General features: G+C 32.3%; 12 protein-coding genes and 1 pseudogene. 5 read left to right on the top strand and 8 right to left on the bottom strand.

All coding sequences use genetic code 11. The features are described from left to right. Positions 1-54: 54 nt before the first annotated feature. Complete coding sequence (locus tag EHE19_RS19930; RefSeq protein ID WP_280513964.1) at positions 55-183, top strand: hypothetical protein; 129 nt, start codon at positions 55-57, stop codon at positions 181-183. Between the two features lie 172 nt (positions 184-355). On the opposite strand, the gene EHE19_RS04585 is transcribed toward EHE19_RS19930, so the two are convergent. The 4 genes from EHE19_RS04585 to EHE19_RS04570 all read right to left on the bottom strand — a co-directional run bounded on the left by EHE19_RS04585 (position 356) and on the right by EHE19_RS04570 (position 7654). Beyond that, positions 356-2257 (bottom strand): MutS family DNA mismatch repair protein, encoded by a 1902-nt coding sequence (locus EHE19_RS04585; RefSeq protein ID WP_137698179.1) that lies wholly within the window; start codon positions 2255-2257, stop codon positions 356-358. A gap of 579 nt (positions 2258-2836) precedes the next feature. Further along, positions 2837-3619, bottom strand: a complete 783-nt coding sequence (locus EHE19_RS04580) for an inositol monophosphatase family protein (RefSeq protein WP_137698180.1) — start codon at positions 3617-3619, stop codon at positions 2837-2839. After that, complete coding sequence (locus tag EHE19_RS04575) at positions 3616-5325, bottom strand: AMP-dependent synthetase/ligase (RefSeq protein WP_137698181.1); 1710 nt, start codon at positions 5323-5325, stop codon at positions 3616-3618. The genes EHE19_RS04580 and EHE19_RS04575 overlap by 4 nt, the downstream gene beginning before the upstream one ends. 565 nt (positions 5326-5890) lie before the next feature. Continuing rightward, complete coding sequence (locus EHE19_RS04570; RefSeq protein ID WP_137698182.1) at positions 5891-7654, bottom strand: bifunctional homocysteine S-methyltransferase/methylenetetrahydrofolate reductase; 1764 nt, start codon at positions 7652-7654, stop codon at positions 5891-5893. 711 nt (positions 7655-8365) lie between these two features. Between EHE19_RS04570 and EHE19_RS04565 the strand changes: the two genes are divergently transcribed. From EHE19_RS04565 to safA, 3 genes are all read left to right on the top strand, one after another. Beyond that, positions 8366-8929 carry a TetR/AcrR family transcriptional regulator gene (locus EHE19_RS04565; RefSeq protein ID WP_137698183.1) on the top strand — a complete coding sequence of 188 codons (564 nt, stop codon included), beginning with the start codon at positions 8366-8368 and terminating at the stop codon, positions 8927-8929. Positions 8930-9146: 217 nt separating this feature from the next. After that, positions 9147-11618: an MDR family MFS transporter gene (locus EHE19_RS04560; protein WP_171003605.1), complete on the top strand. Its 2472-nt coding sequence runs from the start codon at positions 9147-9149 to the stop codon at positions 11616-11618. A gap of 438 nt (positions 11619-12056) precedes the next feature. Beyond that, positions 12057-12668, top strand: coding sequence for a SafA/ExsA family spore coat assembly protein (gene safA / locus EHE19_RS04555; protein ID WP_137698184.1), 612 nt, complete (start codon positions 12057-12059; stop codon positions 12666-12668). A 275-nt stretch (positions 12669-12943) separates the two neighbouring features. Here the strand turns inward: safA and EHE19_RS04550 are convergent. From EHE19_RS04550 to EHE19_RS04535, 4 genes and pseudogenes are all read right to left on the bottom strand, one after another. Beyond that, positions 12944-13084, bottom strand: a pseudogene (locus EHE19_RS04550) (family 10 glycosylhydrolase); the annotation flags it as partial. A gap of 147 nt (positions 13085-13231) precedes the next feature. After that, positions 13232-14641, bottom strand: a complete 1410-nt coding sequence (locus EHE19_RS04545) for a peptidoglycan D,D-transpeptidase FtsI family protein (protein WP_137698185.1) — start codon at positions 14639-14641, stop codon at positions 13232-13234. A 213-nt stretch (positions 14642-14854) separates the two neighbouring features. Then, a complete protein-coding gene (locus EHE19_RS04540; protein WP_137698186.1) occupies positions 14855-16066 on the bottom strand; it encodes an FtsW/RodA/SpoVE family cell cycle protein in 1212 nt (403 codons plus the stop codon). A 118-nt stretch (positions 16067-16184) separates the two neighbouring features. Then, a complete protein-coding gene (locus tag EHE19_RS04535) occupies positions 16185-16634 on the bottom strand; it encodes an FHA domain-containing protein (RefSeq protein ID WP_137698187.1) in 450 nt (149 codons plus the stop codon). Positions 16635-16916: 282 nt separating this feature from the next. Between EHE19_RS04535 and EHE19_RS04530 the strand changes: the two genes are divergently transcribed. Further along, a complete protein-coding gene (locus EHE19_RS04530) occupies positions 16917-17195 on the top strand; it encodes a DUF1294 domain-containing protein (protein ID WP_342343339.1) in 279 nt (92 codons plus the stop codon). Positions 17196-17290: the final 95 nt, after the last annotated feature.

Genomic DNA, 17290 nt, shown 5'->3' with positions numbered 1-17290 from the left:
ATTAGTCGTATGAAATAAGTTTGAATGCCGCTAGACTTTTCATTGGAGGACACTATGGGAAAAAACAAAAGTACGAAATCAGATGGCATTGAAAACTATACCAACACACAGGATTTAAGTGAGCAAAAACGTATATCTCGTGGGGCAAGGGCTGCTGGAAATCCCACCACACAGAAAAAATAGTATTTAGATAGTGCTGTCATAGTAATCACACATTATTAGAAATTTAGATCAAAATATTAAACTATGAATAAGCTTAAGTATTCATAGTTTAATATTTTGCATCATATAATTTCTTTAATTAACTTGTATATTAAAATCATTTGTTATCACATTTAATATAAATCTTATATAATTAATCCTCAACACTAACTCCAGCCATTCTCATTAAGTAAATAGCATTTCGTGTATCAGATACTCCCTTTCTAAGCCGATAGTCAAAATATATTTTATTGTCTTTATAATACTCTTTAAAATGATAATTTCTTATATGACTATTGCTTTCTTTCTCTAAATCAGCTAACTCAAGATCATGGGTTGATACCATACCCCAAGTTGCTTTTTTATCTAATTGTCTTATAAGCATTTTTGCTCCCATGTGCCTATCTGCCGAATTAGTTCCTTTAAATATTTCGTCTAACAGAAAAAAAACTCTTTCATTTCTGTCAACAGCCTCTACAATCATTTTAACCCTAAGCAATTCTGCATAAAAGGAAGACACATTCTGTCCTAAATTATCACTAGTTCTCATACAAGCATAAATCTTAAGTATAGGACATTTAAAAAACTTTGCGCATACTGGCATCCCAAGGGTTGCCAACAGTAAACTAATACCTACTGTTCTCAAAAAAGTACTTTTGCCAGACATATTTGAGCCTGTAATAAGAAGTATAGGCTGATTACTATCAAAACTTATGTCATTGCATTTTCTATCTTTGCCTAGCAGCGGGTGTCCAAGCTGCTCTGCTGTTATTCCTGCTTTCAAATCTTCTGTTATTTGCGGCATAATAAATTCAGGATTATCATGTCTAAGAATTGACATACTGCTTAATGCCTCAACTTCCCCAATTATATCAAACCATTTTTGCACATATTTCCCGCTTCTTATTTTCCATTTTTCCAATCTCACTAAGCAATGATAATCCCATAGTGTAGCCACATTTACAATCGCATGGAATAAATTGTATCTATTAGCTATTAATTCCCATAATTTCGAGAGTTTCTCTATCTGCTTCCAAGCAGGATCCTGTGATTTACCTTTTAATTCCTTTTTTAATTCATTAATATAATCACTTTCGAACTTTTCTGACTCAAACTGTTTTATAATACCACTGTACACTTTTAATGTATTTGCATATTTTTCTACTATTTCGAAGTTTTTGCTTCTAAAATTTGCTTTATATGCTAGCATTAAAAATTGTATAGAAAACCCCAAAATAGGTAGGTAAGGAGACACTACACCGAATATGGAAAGCACAAGTAAAATCAATGTCAGCACAGGAAGCCCCGTTATTAATAATATAAATCCATTTGAACTGTAAAGCTTGTTTTCTTGCTTAGCCCATAAATATATTTCTTCTAGCTTGTTCATCGTGTCTAGTAAGGTTTTTCTTTTCTTTTTGCTGGAATATGCACTACTTGAATGATAACCTGAGTTTATTTCTTCATCATCAATTAAGGCTAAATTTTTATTGGATATTATAGCATTAGAAAGCATTCTTTGCCTGAACATTAGTTTTCTTGACAGTTCCGAAATAGCCTCTTGTCTTTCTAAAATATCCTCTTTCTTTTCTAGGGGATTAAGAAATATTTCGGCCAACTTATGTCTTCCTGAATATGTTGAGGTCATATTTATCATTTGAAATAATGAATTTCTGCCAAATATGTCCAAATCATATGTGTAATTGTGCTCCTGGTTTTCAAATTCCTCACCTACATCAGAAAACTTTGACCATTCACCATTTATCCTTTTCAAGCACATTTTATTAATTTGATACATTGCATAAGAATAATTTTTTCTTTTAATAATGTGATTTTGAACAATAGAAAGATATATAAAAGCAGATAAAAATAATATTATCTGAGCAGACATAAAAATAAGTTGATTAAATATATAGAGTACCACCGCTAACCCAATTCCAATAAAAAACACTAGCAGCTTATAATTGCCAAAAGTACTGCTTTTTTTGGTGTATAAATCCAATTTTGCTGAATAAGCCTCTACTCTCTTTTGATATTTTTTCTCAGGTGTTGTCATTAATTTTCCTCCAATAATTTTTTACTATAAAGTAGGTATTATTTCTCCAATAGCTCAACAGGAACTTAAGATGTGTAACTTCAGCTATACTTTTATTTTTTACCAAATATCACTTATGTTAATAATACCAATCTTATCCTCAAAAGACTATGTTAAATTTATAAATATTTGTTAACATTTTCTTTATATAGTAGATTAGCATTTAATAATGCAATCAAAAGCATTTTAAAATAATAATGTTATAAACTCGAAAAACAATAAAATCATTACTATTCAGCTTTTACAATAAAAATACACAGAAACAGCAAACTGCTTTATTTGCACTCGCGTAATATTTCTTGCAATAAGACAGCGGTATACAGAAAATGTTGCTCTTCAAATAAATTAACCACTTATTTGCTAAGCAACATTAATGAAAACTAAAATATATTATTAATCTATTATAGAACACTAGAAGGCACTTATATCTTCAAAAGACTGAACAGAGTTGTACCTTATTTTATACTAATTGCCCCATTGCAGAAAGCCAATTCTTACTATGTAAAAAATCTGACATAACCACTTTCTAAATATTAATAGCTATTTAATTGCCTCCATTAACTCGTCATGGACATAGCTATTTGTAGCAATGGCAGCTGTCTTATTGATGTAGTCAAGCTTTTTGCCCTGCCAATCTGTTATTTTTCCACCTGCTTCTTCAAGTATTATAGAAGCTCCCGCATAATCCCAAGGCTGAAGTTCCATTTCGTAGAAGCCATCTGTACGTCCGGCTGCAACATTACAAATATCTAAAGCAGCTGAGCCTGTACGCCTGACATCTCGACATTTCAAGAATACATTTTTGGTTATTCTAAAGGTTTCATCTGCTTTTGCTCTATTGTATGGGGATGTTCCAAAAGTCACTAAACTATCCTTTAGCAATTTGTTCTCTGTCACCTTTATTGGTTTATTATTTATAAAAGCACCCTTGCTCTTCTGGGCTGTAAAAATTTCATTTAAATATGGATTATATACTATTCCAGCATATGGTATACCTTCTAAAAAAAGAGCTAGTGCAATAGCAGAATATTTATAGCCATACATTAGATTTGTTGTACCATCAACAGGGTCAAGAATCCAAGTATACTTGCCTAATAAAAATTCATTTTCAGCAGTTTCTTCTGCAATTATATTACTTTCTGGAAGTATTTCTTTCAAGCCTTTTACAATTTTATCTTGAACTCCTATATCTATCTCTGTTACAAAATTTGCCGTGCCAGATTTTGAAATAACTTTTTTATCATCTACATTGTATAATAGCATTTCTCCGGCATCTATTACTAAATTTACCGCTTGCTCTATTACTGTCTCTATTGTTTTCATTTTAATTCTTGATACCTCTTAATTTTCTTTGTTGTTGTTTTTTCAAACTCTTCATCTCTTAGCGTAAATTCCTTTACAGCCTTATAGTTAACCAATTCTTTATTTATTCTTTTAATTTCAGAATTGATAATATCATATATATCTTGCTCTGGAATTATTCCATCCTTAATATCTTCAGCAATCTTTTCTTTGTCAGGAACTATTTTAGCACAGACAACCACATCATCCTTGCCCTCCTGCCCATATACCAAAGACTCTTTAATATAATCACTTCGGCCTAAAAGAGTTTCTATTTCTTCAGGATATACATTTTTGCCGTTCTTAGTTAAAATCATATTTTTCATTCTTCCTGTGATATGAATAAATCCATCCTCATCAAAATAACCCATATCACCAGTATAAAACCATCCGTCCCTAATAACGGCATCTGTTGCTTCCTGATTCTCATAATATCCTAACATAACACTAGGTCCTGATACTTTAATTTCTCCAATTCCTTCTGAGTTAGGATTGTCTATAGCCACCTTTAATCCAGGCAAAGGAAGGCCTGCCGCATCAAACTTGAACCAGCAATCTCTATTTAATGCAACTATCGGTGCACATTCTGTTAATCCATAGCCTTGTACAAGCTTTATTCCAATATCCTTAAATCCCTTTGGCACTACTGGATTAATTGCTGCTGCTCCACTAATAAATAGTCTTAAATGTCCTCCCAGGGCTTCATGAATCTCAGCAAATAGTTTTCTTTTTATATCAATTTTTAATAGACTTAAAATATTGCTCAATTTAATGCCAAACTTTAGTTTTTTCTCAGCTCCTGGCCTCTTTTTCACATTATTTATGAGCTGCTTGTAAATAGATTCAAAAATCAATGGAACCCCATTCATAACGGTACATTTTGATTCTCTAAGGTTTTTGACAATATGTCTAAGTCCTTCACAATAAGCAATTGTACAGCCTCTGTACATTTGGCAGAGAAAACCGCAGGTACATTCATAGGTATGATGAGGAGGCAATACGGATAGGAAGGTATCCTTTTCGTCTATATACAGCATAGAGCACATTGCCATTAGATTAGCAGTAATATTTTTATGTGAAAGCATAACTGCCTTTGATTTTTCTGTTGTTCCTGATGTAAATAATAGGATACTCATAGCTTCATTATCAATTTCTGCATCAAGGAATTCTCTATTGCCTGCAGCAACTAATTCATGGCCTTTCTTAAGCAATTTACTGTAAGAAAGCTGTCCATCAGAATCCTCTTCTAAGTCCATATTAATAAAATATTTACAAGTACCAATGTTCTTAATTATATTTTCAATTTTTGATGAGACAGAACCAGAAAAAATTATGGCATCAGCATAGCTTCTCTGTATGCAGCTTTCAATTTCATTATGCGGAAGTTCTCTATCCAATGGAACAACAATACCAGTACCATTACAAACTCCTAAATATGACGTTGACCATTCGTATCTGTTTTCACCAATTATTGCAATCCTTTTACCCTTCAATCCCAAGCTAATTAATGCTGTACCCAAAGCATCTATATCTGACTTAAACTTGTTGTAAGATACAGGGATATAATTGGGATTGCCGTTCTCCTTAACTAAGAAAGCAGGCTTTGGACCATATAGCTTGGTGCTTTGTTCTATCATATCTTTTAAGTCTGAAATTTTTCTTACCTCATACAAGGGTATATTTTTCATATTAAACCTCCTACTCCACAGCTGAGCACAAAAAATTTTAATAACTTTGTGTTTAATATGTGATTTGCAGGTGCAAGCATCATATTATTGCTGTCTTTTACATTATCAAAAAACACTTTTACAGTTCAAATAAATACCATAATGGTTCAAATAAATTTAACTTTAAATTACAAATAGCCACAATTGCCAATCTTACCGACGGCACAATTATTTAACAACCTCAATGTAACACCATTTTTATATGTATATATGTTATTATTAATTGATGTAATATTACTGTAGGGTTATATAAATGTACATCTAGAATATTTATATCAATTTAATTATCCGTTTATTATTCTATCATATTTTATAAAAACTACACATCCTATTTTCAACATTTTATACCAAATATTCATTTAAAAATTCCAATTTACTACAACCACTCAAAAAGCCAACCTTTAAAATTATTCGGCACTATAGAAGCATTTAATATATACATTAATTGGCGATATAATCTATTTTTGAATGTAATCTGAACTAATAACTTATACTTATTGTATAAATTAATCCATTATATATATTTTTATATAGATTTATTCCGAATCTCTTTTATCAGTTCACAAATTACATGAGTTCTTCTTAAGGGTGTCATTAAATAAAATCCCGCAACATAGTTATAAAGTTTATTGATGCTATTTAAGGATAGATTTATTCCTATCCTTTCGGATTCTTCACGGCTTTTGTCTTTGAACATTTCTATTATTTCTTGTTCTATTTCTATACCAGGAACCTCATTATTTATAAATTGAGCATTTTTATATCCCACTAGTGGCATTATACCTGCAAATATAGGAACATTTAAGGTTTTTGCAGCTTTAATGAGATTATTAATACCAGTATCAGTATATACTGCCTGTGTAAGAAAATATCCAATTCCATTTTGAATTTTAGTAAAAGCTCGCTTTAATTCAGCTTCAAAATTAGCAGCGTTAATGTTAAGAGCTCCTCCTATTTTAAATTCCTCGCCGTAAAAAACGTTACTGTTGAGGCTTGAAATATATCCAGCAAGCTTTGAGGAGTTGATACTAAACACTCCTTTTATGTTTTCTCTTTCAGTATGTGCTATAGAATCACCAGTTATTGTTAAAACATTTCTTATTCCTTCAATATGAAGTCCTAAAAGCATTGCCTTAATACCTAATAAATTTTTATCTCTACAGGTAATATGAGGCATAGTAGGAATTCCAGCTTCTCTATATAGCTTAGCTGCTAAAATTGAACTATCTGCCCTTGCTTTTGCCAGCGGAGAATCGGCAATGGTTATCATATCTGCACCAGCCTGCTTAAGCAGAAAAGTATCCTTTAGCATATACTCCCATTTTGTATCAAATGGAGGATCTATTTCTACCAAAATAGGTTTTTTGCTTTCTAAAAGCTGAAATAGGATATTTTGCTTTGGTGCAATACGCTCTGAACTGCTTCCTGACTCATTTGGGTTTTCGCAGCAGGTTGTACTCTCACTAAACAGCTTAGTTGTAGCAGCTATATGCCGCGGAGTAGTCCCACAGCAGCCTCCTAATATTTTTACTCCAAATTTTTTTAGATCAAGTATTTTCTCTGCAAAGTACTCTGAATTATCAATATATACTGTTCTGCCTCTCTCAGTAGATGGGTAGCCAGAATTAGGCATAATTATGATATTTCTGCCCTCTATGTTTAAATCATTAATTAGCCTTAGCATATGAGCTGGACCGCTTATACAATTCAATCCGTAGGCATCAACTAATCCACTTGCGCTTACTTTGTTAATTATATCTATATAGAATAAGCCTTCTTTTGTATATCCATCAGGATACACTGCAAAAGAAGTAAAAATAACTGCCTTTGGTAGCTTCAAACGTATATATGCAGATAATTCTAAAAGAATATCATAGCTAGCAAAGGTTTCAAACAAGAATTTCTCTGCTCCACATTCTAAAAATATATCAACAATTCTTTTATATTCTTCAAAAACTTCAAATCCTTCTGTTACAGGTATAGGACCAATATCAGCAAAAACTGCAGTCGTTGTTCCTTCTGCAGCACGTTTTGCTATTTCCCAACCCATTTTTATTATTTTGTCCGCTTCTTGCTGGTCACAAGCTAATGAAAACCTATTTGCGCCAAATGTATTAGTCTTTATTGCATCTGCGCCAGCTTCTATGTACTCCTTATGAATATTATATATTGAATCCCTGTCAAAAAGATTTGCTAACTCGCAAGCTGTATTTTTATTAAACTTTGATGAGTAGTATGTACCAATAGCACCATCAAATAGAAAATAATCCTTTTCTTCAAAAAAGTTCATGACATTCTTAATCCTTACCTTTATATTCTAAAAATTAATTATACTTTTTGTTGAAATGGGCGTCAAGTAAATGCAATTACTAATCCCAATATGTTTGCAATATTTGTTACTAGCAACAAATATATTTAACAAAGTAGCCCATTTATATATATTATACTGGCATATCAGTATATGTAATAAGCAGTTATCTGCAAACTTAGTCAAAATAAATTAGCACAATGATTAGATTACTGATACTTGTACCATGAAGATAACCATAGAAATACGAAGATAACCATAGAAATAATTCATACATCTGACCATAAACTTATTAATTAACAGCAAACTTTTTAAAATAGATTTTATTTAACAAAAAATGCTTCTTGATAATTATTATATTATGAATTATAATGAACAATGTTCATTTAAAAACTAGCCAACATAACATAAGTTTTATATATATAAGTTTTGTAATGAACGCTTTTGTAATTAAAGTTTTTTAATAGAAGTTCAGCCATTTATTATGTCAGAAGTAGGCAAAAGCCATAAATTGTTTTTGAAATTGTGGAGTAAGTACAAAATGTGTTGCGTCCCTCCACGATATTACTATATTTTAACATTAAATTAGGCGTGGAGGGTAGCTTTAACAAGTGGATTTTAGTAATTAATCCAGTTGCGTCCCTCCACGATGTATTTACTATATTTTGTGCTCTTTGGGGCGTGGAGGGTAGTATGCCAAAGAACTTAAGCAATGTTAAAGAAGATATTTTATTAGTTACTCGCCAATTACTAAAAGATACAGGATATACCAGTTTAAGCATTAGACAAATTGCTGCAAAATGCGGTGTTGCATTAGGTACTGTCTATAATTACTATAACTCAAAAAACGAAATTGTTGCAGAAATACTTGGTAATGAATGGAACCTGATGCTCCGTAAGATTGAGCAACAAACAAAAGCATATGCTAAAGCAATTGATAAGCTTGAGATTGTATTTAATGAACTTAAGTATTTTATGAACAACGTTCATGGATTTTGGTTTGATACTTATCCTATGGGTAACGACACTAATATGAGCGTATGTGAAATAAAAGAAAAAAAGCTATTGCTAAGAAATCAACTTTCAGAAAAAATATATTCTTTTATTGTTTTAGACAAATTAAACACTGATGAGGCAAGAAATATTTGTAACACTATTTCGGTCATTTTAATAGCATATTCTAATGACAATATTGATTTTTGCATATTAAAGTCATCGCTTTCTGCCCTGATAAAAGAAATAGAAAATTTGAAGTAACCGCTAAAATTGCCCACAGTAAAGTCACCTATACTCAAGCCCATGGATGTGTTTAAAACATCGCAAGAAATTGGTAATAATTTTACTTGAAAATTTAAGTAAATTAATTAATACAGCAATAAGAAATATTATTATTATTATAAAAAATTTTATGGAGGTGTTAAATAATCCATATATAGTTTGACAAAATATATCAAACGCTGTTATGGATATTATTATGGAAGAAACTATCAAAAAGAAAAAATCAGGATTAGGCATGATAATGTTTTTATACATGCTGGGAATTTTTATGGGTGCCATAGATACAGGTATCGTAACACCTGCAAGAACAGTTATACAGTCTAGTCTAGGTGTTGATGACAAACTTGGTATATGGATGATTACTATTTTTACATTGGCATATGCAGCCTCAATTCCAATATCCGGAAAAATTGCCGATAGAATAGGAAGGAAACATGTTTATATAGTTTGTATAACCTTGTTTGGAGCAGGCTCTCTTTTATGCGGCCTATCTTCAAGCTTCAGCAGCTTTTCTATGCTATTGACAGGCCGTGTTATTCAGGCAATTGGCGGCGGTGGAATTATGCCAATTGCTAACGCTGAGTTTGGAACCACATTTCCAGAAGAAAAACGAGGTATGGCTCTCGGTCTTCTAGGTGGAGTTTATGGTTTAGCTAATATAATGGGCTCATCATTGGGTAGTGCTATCCTTGATATCTTTGGTATTGAAAACTGGCAATTTTTATTTTATATAAACTTACCAATAAGTATTGTTATTATCGTTTTTGGAATTAAATTTTTACCTTTAAATAAATCTACTGAAGCACCTAAGAAGATTGACGTCTGGGGTACCTTTGTTATTGTAGTTATGATTCTTTCAGTAATGTATGGCTTGAAGAACATAGATTTCTTCAACTTCAGCGAAACTATTAAGAGTACGTCTGTATATCCTTATTTAATTATTTTTATAGTACTTTTACCTATTTTTATAATTATTGAAAAAAGAGCCGCTGACCCTATATTAAATCTATCTTACTTCACAACCCCTAAGATTCTTATTACTTTAATTGTAGGCTTCTTAGTCGGTGTATGTATGATGGGAATGATATTCGTTCCTCAGTTCTCTGAAAATTCTTTGAGAATTGCTACTGGTAAAGGTGGCTATTTTGTAACTATATTAGGAGTATTTACAGCAATAGGTGCGCCAATGAGTGGTAAACTTGTTGATAAATATGGCGCAAAAAAAATCTTATTAGGAGGCTTTATAGTATCTTTAATAGGCTCAATTTTCCTTGCTTATGTTGCTGTTCCTATAAGTGGTTTATTAACTGTTATTGTCAGCCTTGCATTGATTGGTACTGGTTTAGGCTTTGTAATGGGCTCACCGCTAAACTATATGATGCTAGGTAACACTAAACAAGAAGAAGCAAACTCTGCACTTGCAACTCTTTCTCTTGTTAGGTCAATAGGAACAGTAATAGCTCCATCAATTATGATTGGTTTCCTCGCTCAGGCTGGTCTTGTTGCTCAGGATAACCTAATGAGCATGCTTCCTAAGCCAACAGTTCCTGAGATAAAGCAAGCTGTAGAACTTAATGACACATTTAATAAAATGAAAACTGACCCTAATATGGCTGAAATGCTAAAGGACGTTGATATTCCCGATTTAAGTAAAATGGGTGATATGAATTTTGATATGAGCAGCGGAGGTTCTCTGCCAGATGAATTAGTGAAATCAATGCAATCTGCTGATGTGACAAATATTGTTGATAAGTCAAAAGAAATTGCAGTATACATGATGGATAAAAATCTGCCAACTGCCATGGAAAAAGCTCAAGAAGGCATTCAGAAAGGTATAGATGCAATGAGTCCTGGTTTTGATGGCATAGATGACGGAATTTCACAAATCAAAGAAGGAATTGCCGGTATGGATACAGGTATAGCTGAAATGTCTAAGCCAATAAAAGGTTTAACTCAGGCACTTGACGGAATGAAGAAAGGAATAAGCCAGCAAGAAGAAGCCATTAAGCAAATGACAGCTTTATACAATCAGCTAACATCCGAAACTGCAAAACCGCCTGTTTTTGCTGGAGTTATGCCTAATGATTCGCAAATGAAATCTAATGCTTCTTCTAGAGAAACTGAAATCAGCAGAGGCATGAGTGGTATGAGCAGTGATATGGCAAAAAGTGGTGCTGAAATGCCTAGCGGTTCTGGTATGCCTAGCGGTGCCGGAATGCCTGGTAGTGCTGATATGCAAAAATATATGAAGGATCCTAACCTTTTAAAAACTGAAATAAATAAATTAACTACTGCTAAAAATGCTCTAAAGGCAGAATATAAAGAAACATTATCCAAAAAAGAAGCCCTTGAAAAGCAGGTTGAAGAAACTAAAAAGAAGCAAGCATTAATGAAAGAAAGCATATCTTCAATGGAACAGCAAAAAGTTAGTTTAAATGAAACCATCAATAAAATGAAAGATTTAAAGGATAAGTATATCCCTCAAGCCTTTGAGCAATCTAAGACAGATTATCTTAAAGCTATTGATAATATGAAACCACAAATAGAGGACTCTTTCCAATCAACTTTAGGGAATGGTTTTAAACAGATGTATATTACTGTATCAGTATTTAGCATTCTATCTATTTTGCTTTTAATATTTTACCGTGACCCTAAGAAAACATTTTAGCACAATTGCTTAAATATTGCTCTCACCATATAACTATGGATAGTTCTCGAAACTAATAATAAAAAAATTAGAGATTGTTGAGGAATCAACAATCTTTTATTTTTTTATTATTAGCTTAAATCTCCATTTATATTTCTAAAATCTTCAATCACTTATTTGCTATTATATTATTAATTAAGAATAATAATCCAATACGCACATTTGAAAAATTTGTTTAAATTTTAGGTACAATAAGCTTTTTGTACAAAAGCATTAATTTATAGTTTATTATTTCATGTATTTTAAATATTTTCTTGACATAATAGTATTTCCTTTCCCGAATAATAAAAAATGAGATTATAAAATGTAACATGTAATAAAAATACTAAATTGGAGGTGTCAAATCTAGTCAATTTATTTCATACTATGTCGTATGAAATTTAGAACATGGATAAAATTATGAAAAAGAAAATATTACTAGTGCTAATTATTCTTAGTGTGTGTATTGTAGAAGTTTCTGCTCAGACAACCTATACTGTAAAATCTGGAGATAGCATCTGGAAAATAGCAGTGAAGTATGAAACAGGTGTTAGTGAAATTTTAGCTAAAAACCCACAAGTTAAGAATCCAAGTTTGATTTATCCTGGTCAAAAGCTTACCATACCAGATCAAAGCAGTGTTAAAGCATTAGAAGCTGAAGTAATACGATTGGTTAATGTTGAAAGAGCCAAAAAAGGTTTACAAGCCTTAAAAGCCGATTGGGAAATTTCAAGGGTTGCAAGATACAAATCTCAGGATATGATAAATAAGAAATATTTTTCCCACACTTCTCCCACTTACGGTTCTCCGTTTAAAATGCTTGAAACCTTTGGGATTAGATTCTCCTCCGCTGGTGAAAACATTGCCTACGGTCAGAAAACACCAGCAGCAGTTATGAATAGCTGGATGAACTCATCAGGACACAGAGCAAATATTTTGAGTCCCTCTTATACTCATATTGGTGTTGGCCTTGCCAAAACAAGCAGCGGAGTATGTTACTGGACACAAATGTTTACAAAGCCTTTAAAGTAAATGGCCTATTTTAATAAATAGTAACTAATAGGGCTGTTAAAAACAACATTTTTATATTCCGATGTCTTATTATTGTAATAATAGTACTAAGTAGCAATTATATCTAATTGCGAAGTTCGGTTAGAAATTGATGCTAGAAATAATAAGGTGAAGAACAAATATTGTAGCCCACACAGCGGAAGTCAGCAGCTGTGAGTATTAACCTGAGACTGGATGCCTTGGTCATACGTTCGGCGGAAGTGCTTGTTCTTCACCTTGATTATTTATTTAATTAATTAATCGCTAATTTCTGCGCAAGACCACCAAGTAACAAGCTCACCGTAAGGTGCAGCAGGGTTTGCATATGTGAAATATATTTGTGGAGCAACATAATCAATAATTTCTTCATCAACCCATTTTTTTATATCAGCAAAGCTTTTTTTATACTGAACTTATGGCTTCATTAACACAAAAATTTATGTTTTCTGTATGAAACTTTCTCTAATACAACTAATTCATACAATTATATCTAATTCAACTAAAGTTTGAGTAGTACTAGCTACCGCCAGTCTTGGTTTTATTCTTTACTTTCTAAAGTACTTGCTCATAACAATTGAAGATATTTTTGCTGCCGCAACACCGCCATATCCGCCCTCCTCAACAATAACTGCTATTGCAATTTCAGGGTTATCGTATGGTGCAAAGCCTATAAACCAACTATGAGGATTTTTGTTTTCAACATGCTGAGCTGTGCCAGTTTTTCCGCATACTTGAATTCCTTTTACTTGTGCTCTAGTACCAGTGCCCTTTGAAACCACATCCCTCATGTAATTCTTAATTTCAGCAGCATATATAGTTTCAGTAATTTGTCCTATAGAGGATATATTTAAATCTTGAACTATATTTCCATTATAGTCTGTAACCTTGCTTATAAGGGTTGGCTTCATCATAACTCCGTCATTTGCTATAGTCTGAGCTACCAAAGCCATTTGAATAGGTGTGGCTAACACTTCAGCTTGTCCAAATCCACTTTGAGCCATATTTCCCTTTTCATTGGACTTATATTTAGGAAATCTGCTGTTATCTATAATAATTCCTTCGGCAGGAATGTCCTTATTAAACTTGAACTTTTCGGCTGTTTTTAGCAGTTTACCTTCAAGCCTTAGTCCTAAATCTCCAAAAAATAAATTGCTGGACTTTATCATTGCCTGCCCAAAATTAATTTTACCTAAAGCCTTTCCTTTGTCATTGCTAAGAGTATATCCCCCGCCTAAATCCATCTTACCTGTGTCGTTAAAGGTCTCTTTTGTTATCCCATCTATATTTTCAAGTGCACTTATTCCAGTAACAACCTTAAAGGTAGAGCCAGGTGCATAAAGTCCAGAAACTGCTCTGTTCAAAAGGGGTCTATGCTCATTTTCGTTTAAAGATTCCCATATGTCACCTAGATTGTTGGGGTTATAGGAGGGCTTTGATGCCATTGCTAATATCTCTCCTGTTTTAACCTTTAAAACAACTACTGAGCCCCTAAAATCTCCCAAAGCATTATAGGCTGTCTTTTGCAATTCATAGTCTAATGTGGTATATACATCATTACCTTTTTTGTCTACTTTCTTAAATCCATTACCCGCCCAGGCCAAAAAAGAAGCAGAAATATTACTGGACAATTGGCTATCATATAAATTCTCTAAGCCTGTTATACCATATCGCTCATCATAATATCCCAGTATATGTGAAGTAGCTGCGCCACCCTGATATACGCGTTTATAGCCATTGTCAGTCTTTTTGCTTAATGATAATTCTTTACCCGTTCTATCATATATAGTTCCTCTTACAACCTTATTTCTCACATCCCACATTCTTCTGTTATCAGGTCTTGTTACAATATTGGGGCCTTTAATTAATGTGAAATATGATAAATAGCCCATCAAAACAATAAACACAACTAAAAAAACTATCATGACCCGCTTTATATTAGTAGTTAAATTATCCATAATATTTTTCTCACCTCTACTTCTAAAAACTAATATACTCAAACTTCGCACATAAAAACTAATAGTGCGGCTTAGTATCAATAGTTCATAGTGTGATAAATCCTGCATCATACCAGTTTTTCAGCAAAAAACCTAAAGTTTTGTGAATAAGTTGTATAAATACAACCTGTAAAAATAACGCCATAAACATGTATGAGTATCTCTTTTCGTATATTATTGTCCCTCTGATTCGTCACCTTCTGAAACCTTTTGTATTATGCCAAGTGCTAGAAAACTAATTAATAAAGAGGTCCCACCATGGCTCACAAAGGGTAAAGTTATTCCAGTTAGCGGAATAAACCCTGTCACTCCTCCTACAATTACCAAGGTTTGTGTAGCAATCATTACGCTCAATCCTGAAGTCAAAAGCTTTGTAAAGTTGTTCTCAGCATGAATTGCACTTCTGATAGAGCGGTAAAATAGTAGAAAATGCAATATCAAAATAGCAAATCCCATTAATAAACCCATTTCCTCACAAATAACAGAGAATATGAAATCAGATTCATTTACAGCTACATATTCAGGGTTTCCCATTCCAAGCCCTCTCCCGAAGAAACCTCCCATAGCAATAGCATACATAGACTGCACTACTTGATAACTTTCATTATAGACATATAACCAAGGATTCCACCAAATCATTACTCTCCTTCTGATATGACTAAACATTGCATAGCTTGCCAATCCCCCTGCTGAAAATAAGCCTAAGGAAATGAGCACATACTGAATTTTTGATGTGGACAGATATACCATTGTAACTGCAATAGCAAATATAATAAGTGCTGTTCCAAGGTCCCTCTGAATAACCATGAAGCCTAATGCTACACCTATTACAGCACAGGGCTCTAAAAGCTGCTTTCTTGAGCGAATATCAGAAAGTGCTGTTGATAAATATAGTATTAGAAATATTTTCCCGAATTCAGACGGCTGGAACCCAATTGGACCTATTTTAACCCAATTCTTTGCTCCTAATATTTCTACTCCAAAAAAAGTAGCCATTGACATAAATATTATAGTTGCTGCCAAAAAAGGATATCTGTATTTAGAAAACTTTATTAGTCCTTTTTTTAAATATAAAACAATAAATAAAAAAAGAAAAATACCCAACACAAGCCATATCAACTGTTTTGTAGCTATAGATTTATTTAATCTGAATAACATTATAAGTCCTATTGAGCAAAGAGATATAGCTAATAAAAATATAAGCCGATCTCCCATAGGATAGTATTTTTTTAATACCCATGTAGTCAGCCATATTATCAAAAATATTACTAAAAAGAACACCCCTGCTAGTGTATCTATTGGACTTTTTAAAAGTGCAAGATTCAAAAATCCAATAAACACAAATAAATATATAAAAAACTGAAGTGTTCTTATACTTTTTTTCATTAAAAACATCACTCCTGCTTCAACAAGACTACAATATTGTTTACTAGTAAGCATACTAGTTCTTCATACCTTAACAATTTGCTTATTATATTAGATTTGAAGTATCCATTAATTTTGTCTACTCATCATCTAGAACCACAAGAACAGTCTGAGAAATGCGTATTTCATCACCAGGCTGTAAGCTTTTTTTATCCACTCTAACTCCATTTATATAAGTACCATTTGTAGATTTTAAGTCTTCAAGCATATACCTGCCATCCTCAAAATATATTTGAGCATGATAATTTGATACCGACTGTGATGGAAGCAGCATTTGATTTGCCTCATTCCTGCCAATTGAAATTTTGCTGCCTATTGGTATGATATCACCAGCTATAAAGCTGCCTCCATCGCCCGAATATTCAAGTCTAAGCTTCCAACCAAGATTTTTCCCATTCTTCAATCCACTTCTTTTTACATCCTTGGACATAATTTTCAATGCCTGAAGTATTATAATAAATATAACTATTACCAGTACTACCTTAAACACTACTGATAAAAAACTCATATCTAAAATATTAATTTCCATAATTCACCCACATTTTCCCACGTTTTATAAGTAATTAATGTGCATATCTTAACCCTATTATATACAAATGAACTGTATTTTACAAACTTCATACATATTTTTTGTATTTTTATCAAAATATCATAAAAAACACTAAACAAAACTATATCTTTCGAAGTATAATAATACTGTATTTAACGTATAAAACTTATATATAGTATAATGTGTAATGCTAAATAATATAAAAAGGGGGATAGAATCCATGTCATTCTAATAATATGAGTTTTTATTATGCACTGAGACATGGATATGCTTATGCAGAATTTTATTATTATTGCATTGTTAATTTTAAATATATTTGGGTTTATTTTAGTATCCTTAGACAAATACAAAGCTAAAAACAAATTATGGAGAATACCTGAACGTTCTTTTTTTATATTATCTATACTAGGTGGTAGCATTGGCGTATACGTTGGACTGTTTTTATTTAAGCATAAAACACGTCACTGGTACTTTATGGTTATTATACCGCTAATTATACTAGCTCAGATTGTGTTCATATATTATTTAGCCAACAAATGATTTGCTAAGTTCACACCCGAAATCTATTTGCTTGTTTGTAATAAAGATGAACTTATTTGAATACCCTTTATTAATAGTGCAAAGTGGGGTTATAT

Origin of the sequence: Ruminiclostridium herbifermentans, from assembly GCF_005473905.2 — a bacterium.
Classification (GTDB): domain Bacteria; phylum Bacillota; class Clostridia; order Acetivibrionales; family DSM-1351; genus Ruminiclostridium; species Ruminiclostridium herbifermentans.
Note: the sequence above shows the minus strand (reverse complement) of the source record. Positions and strands in the feature narration are given on the sequence as shown.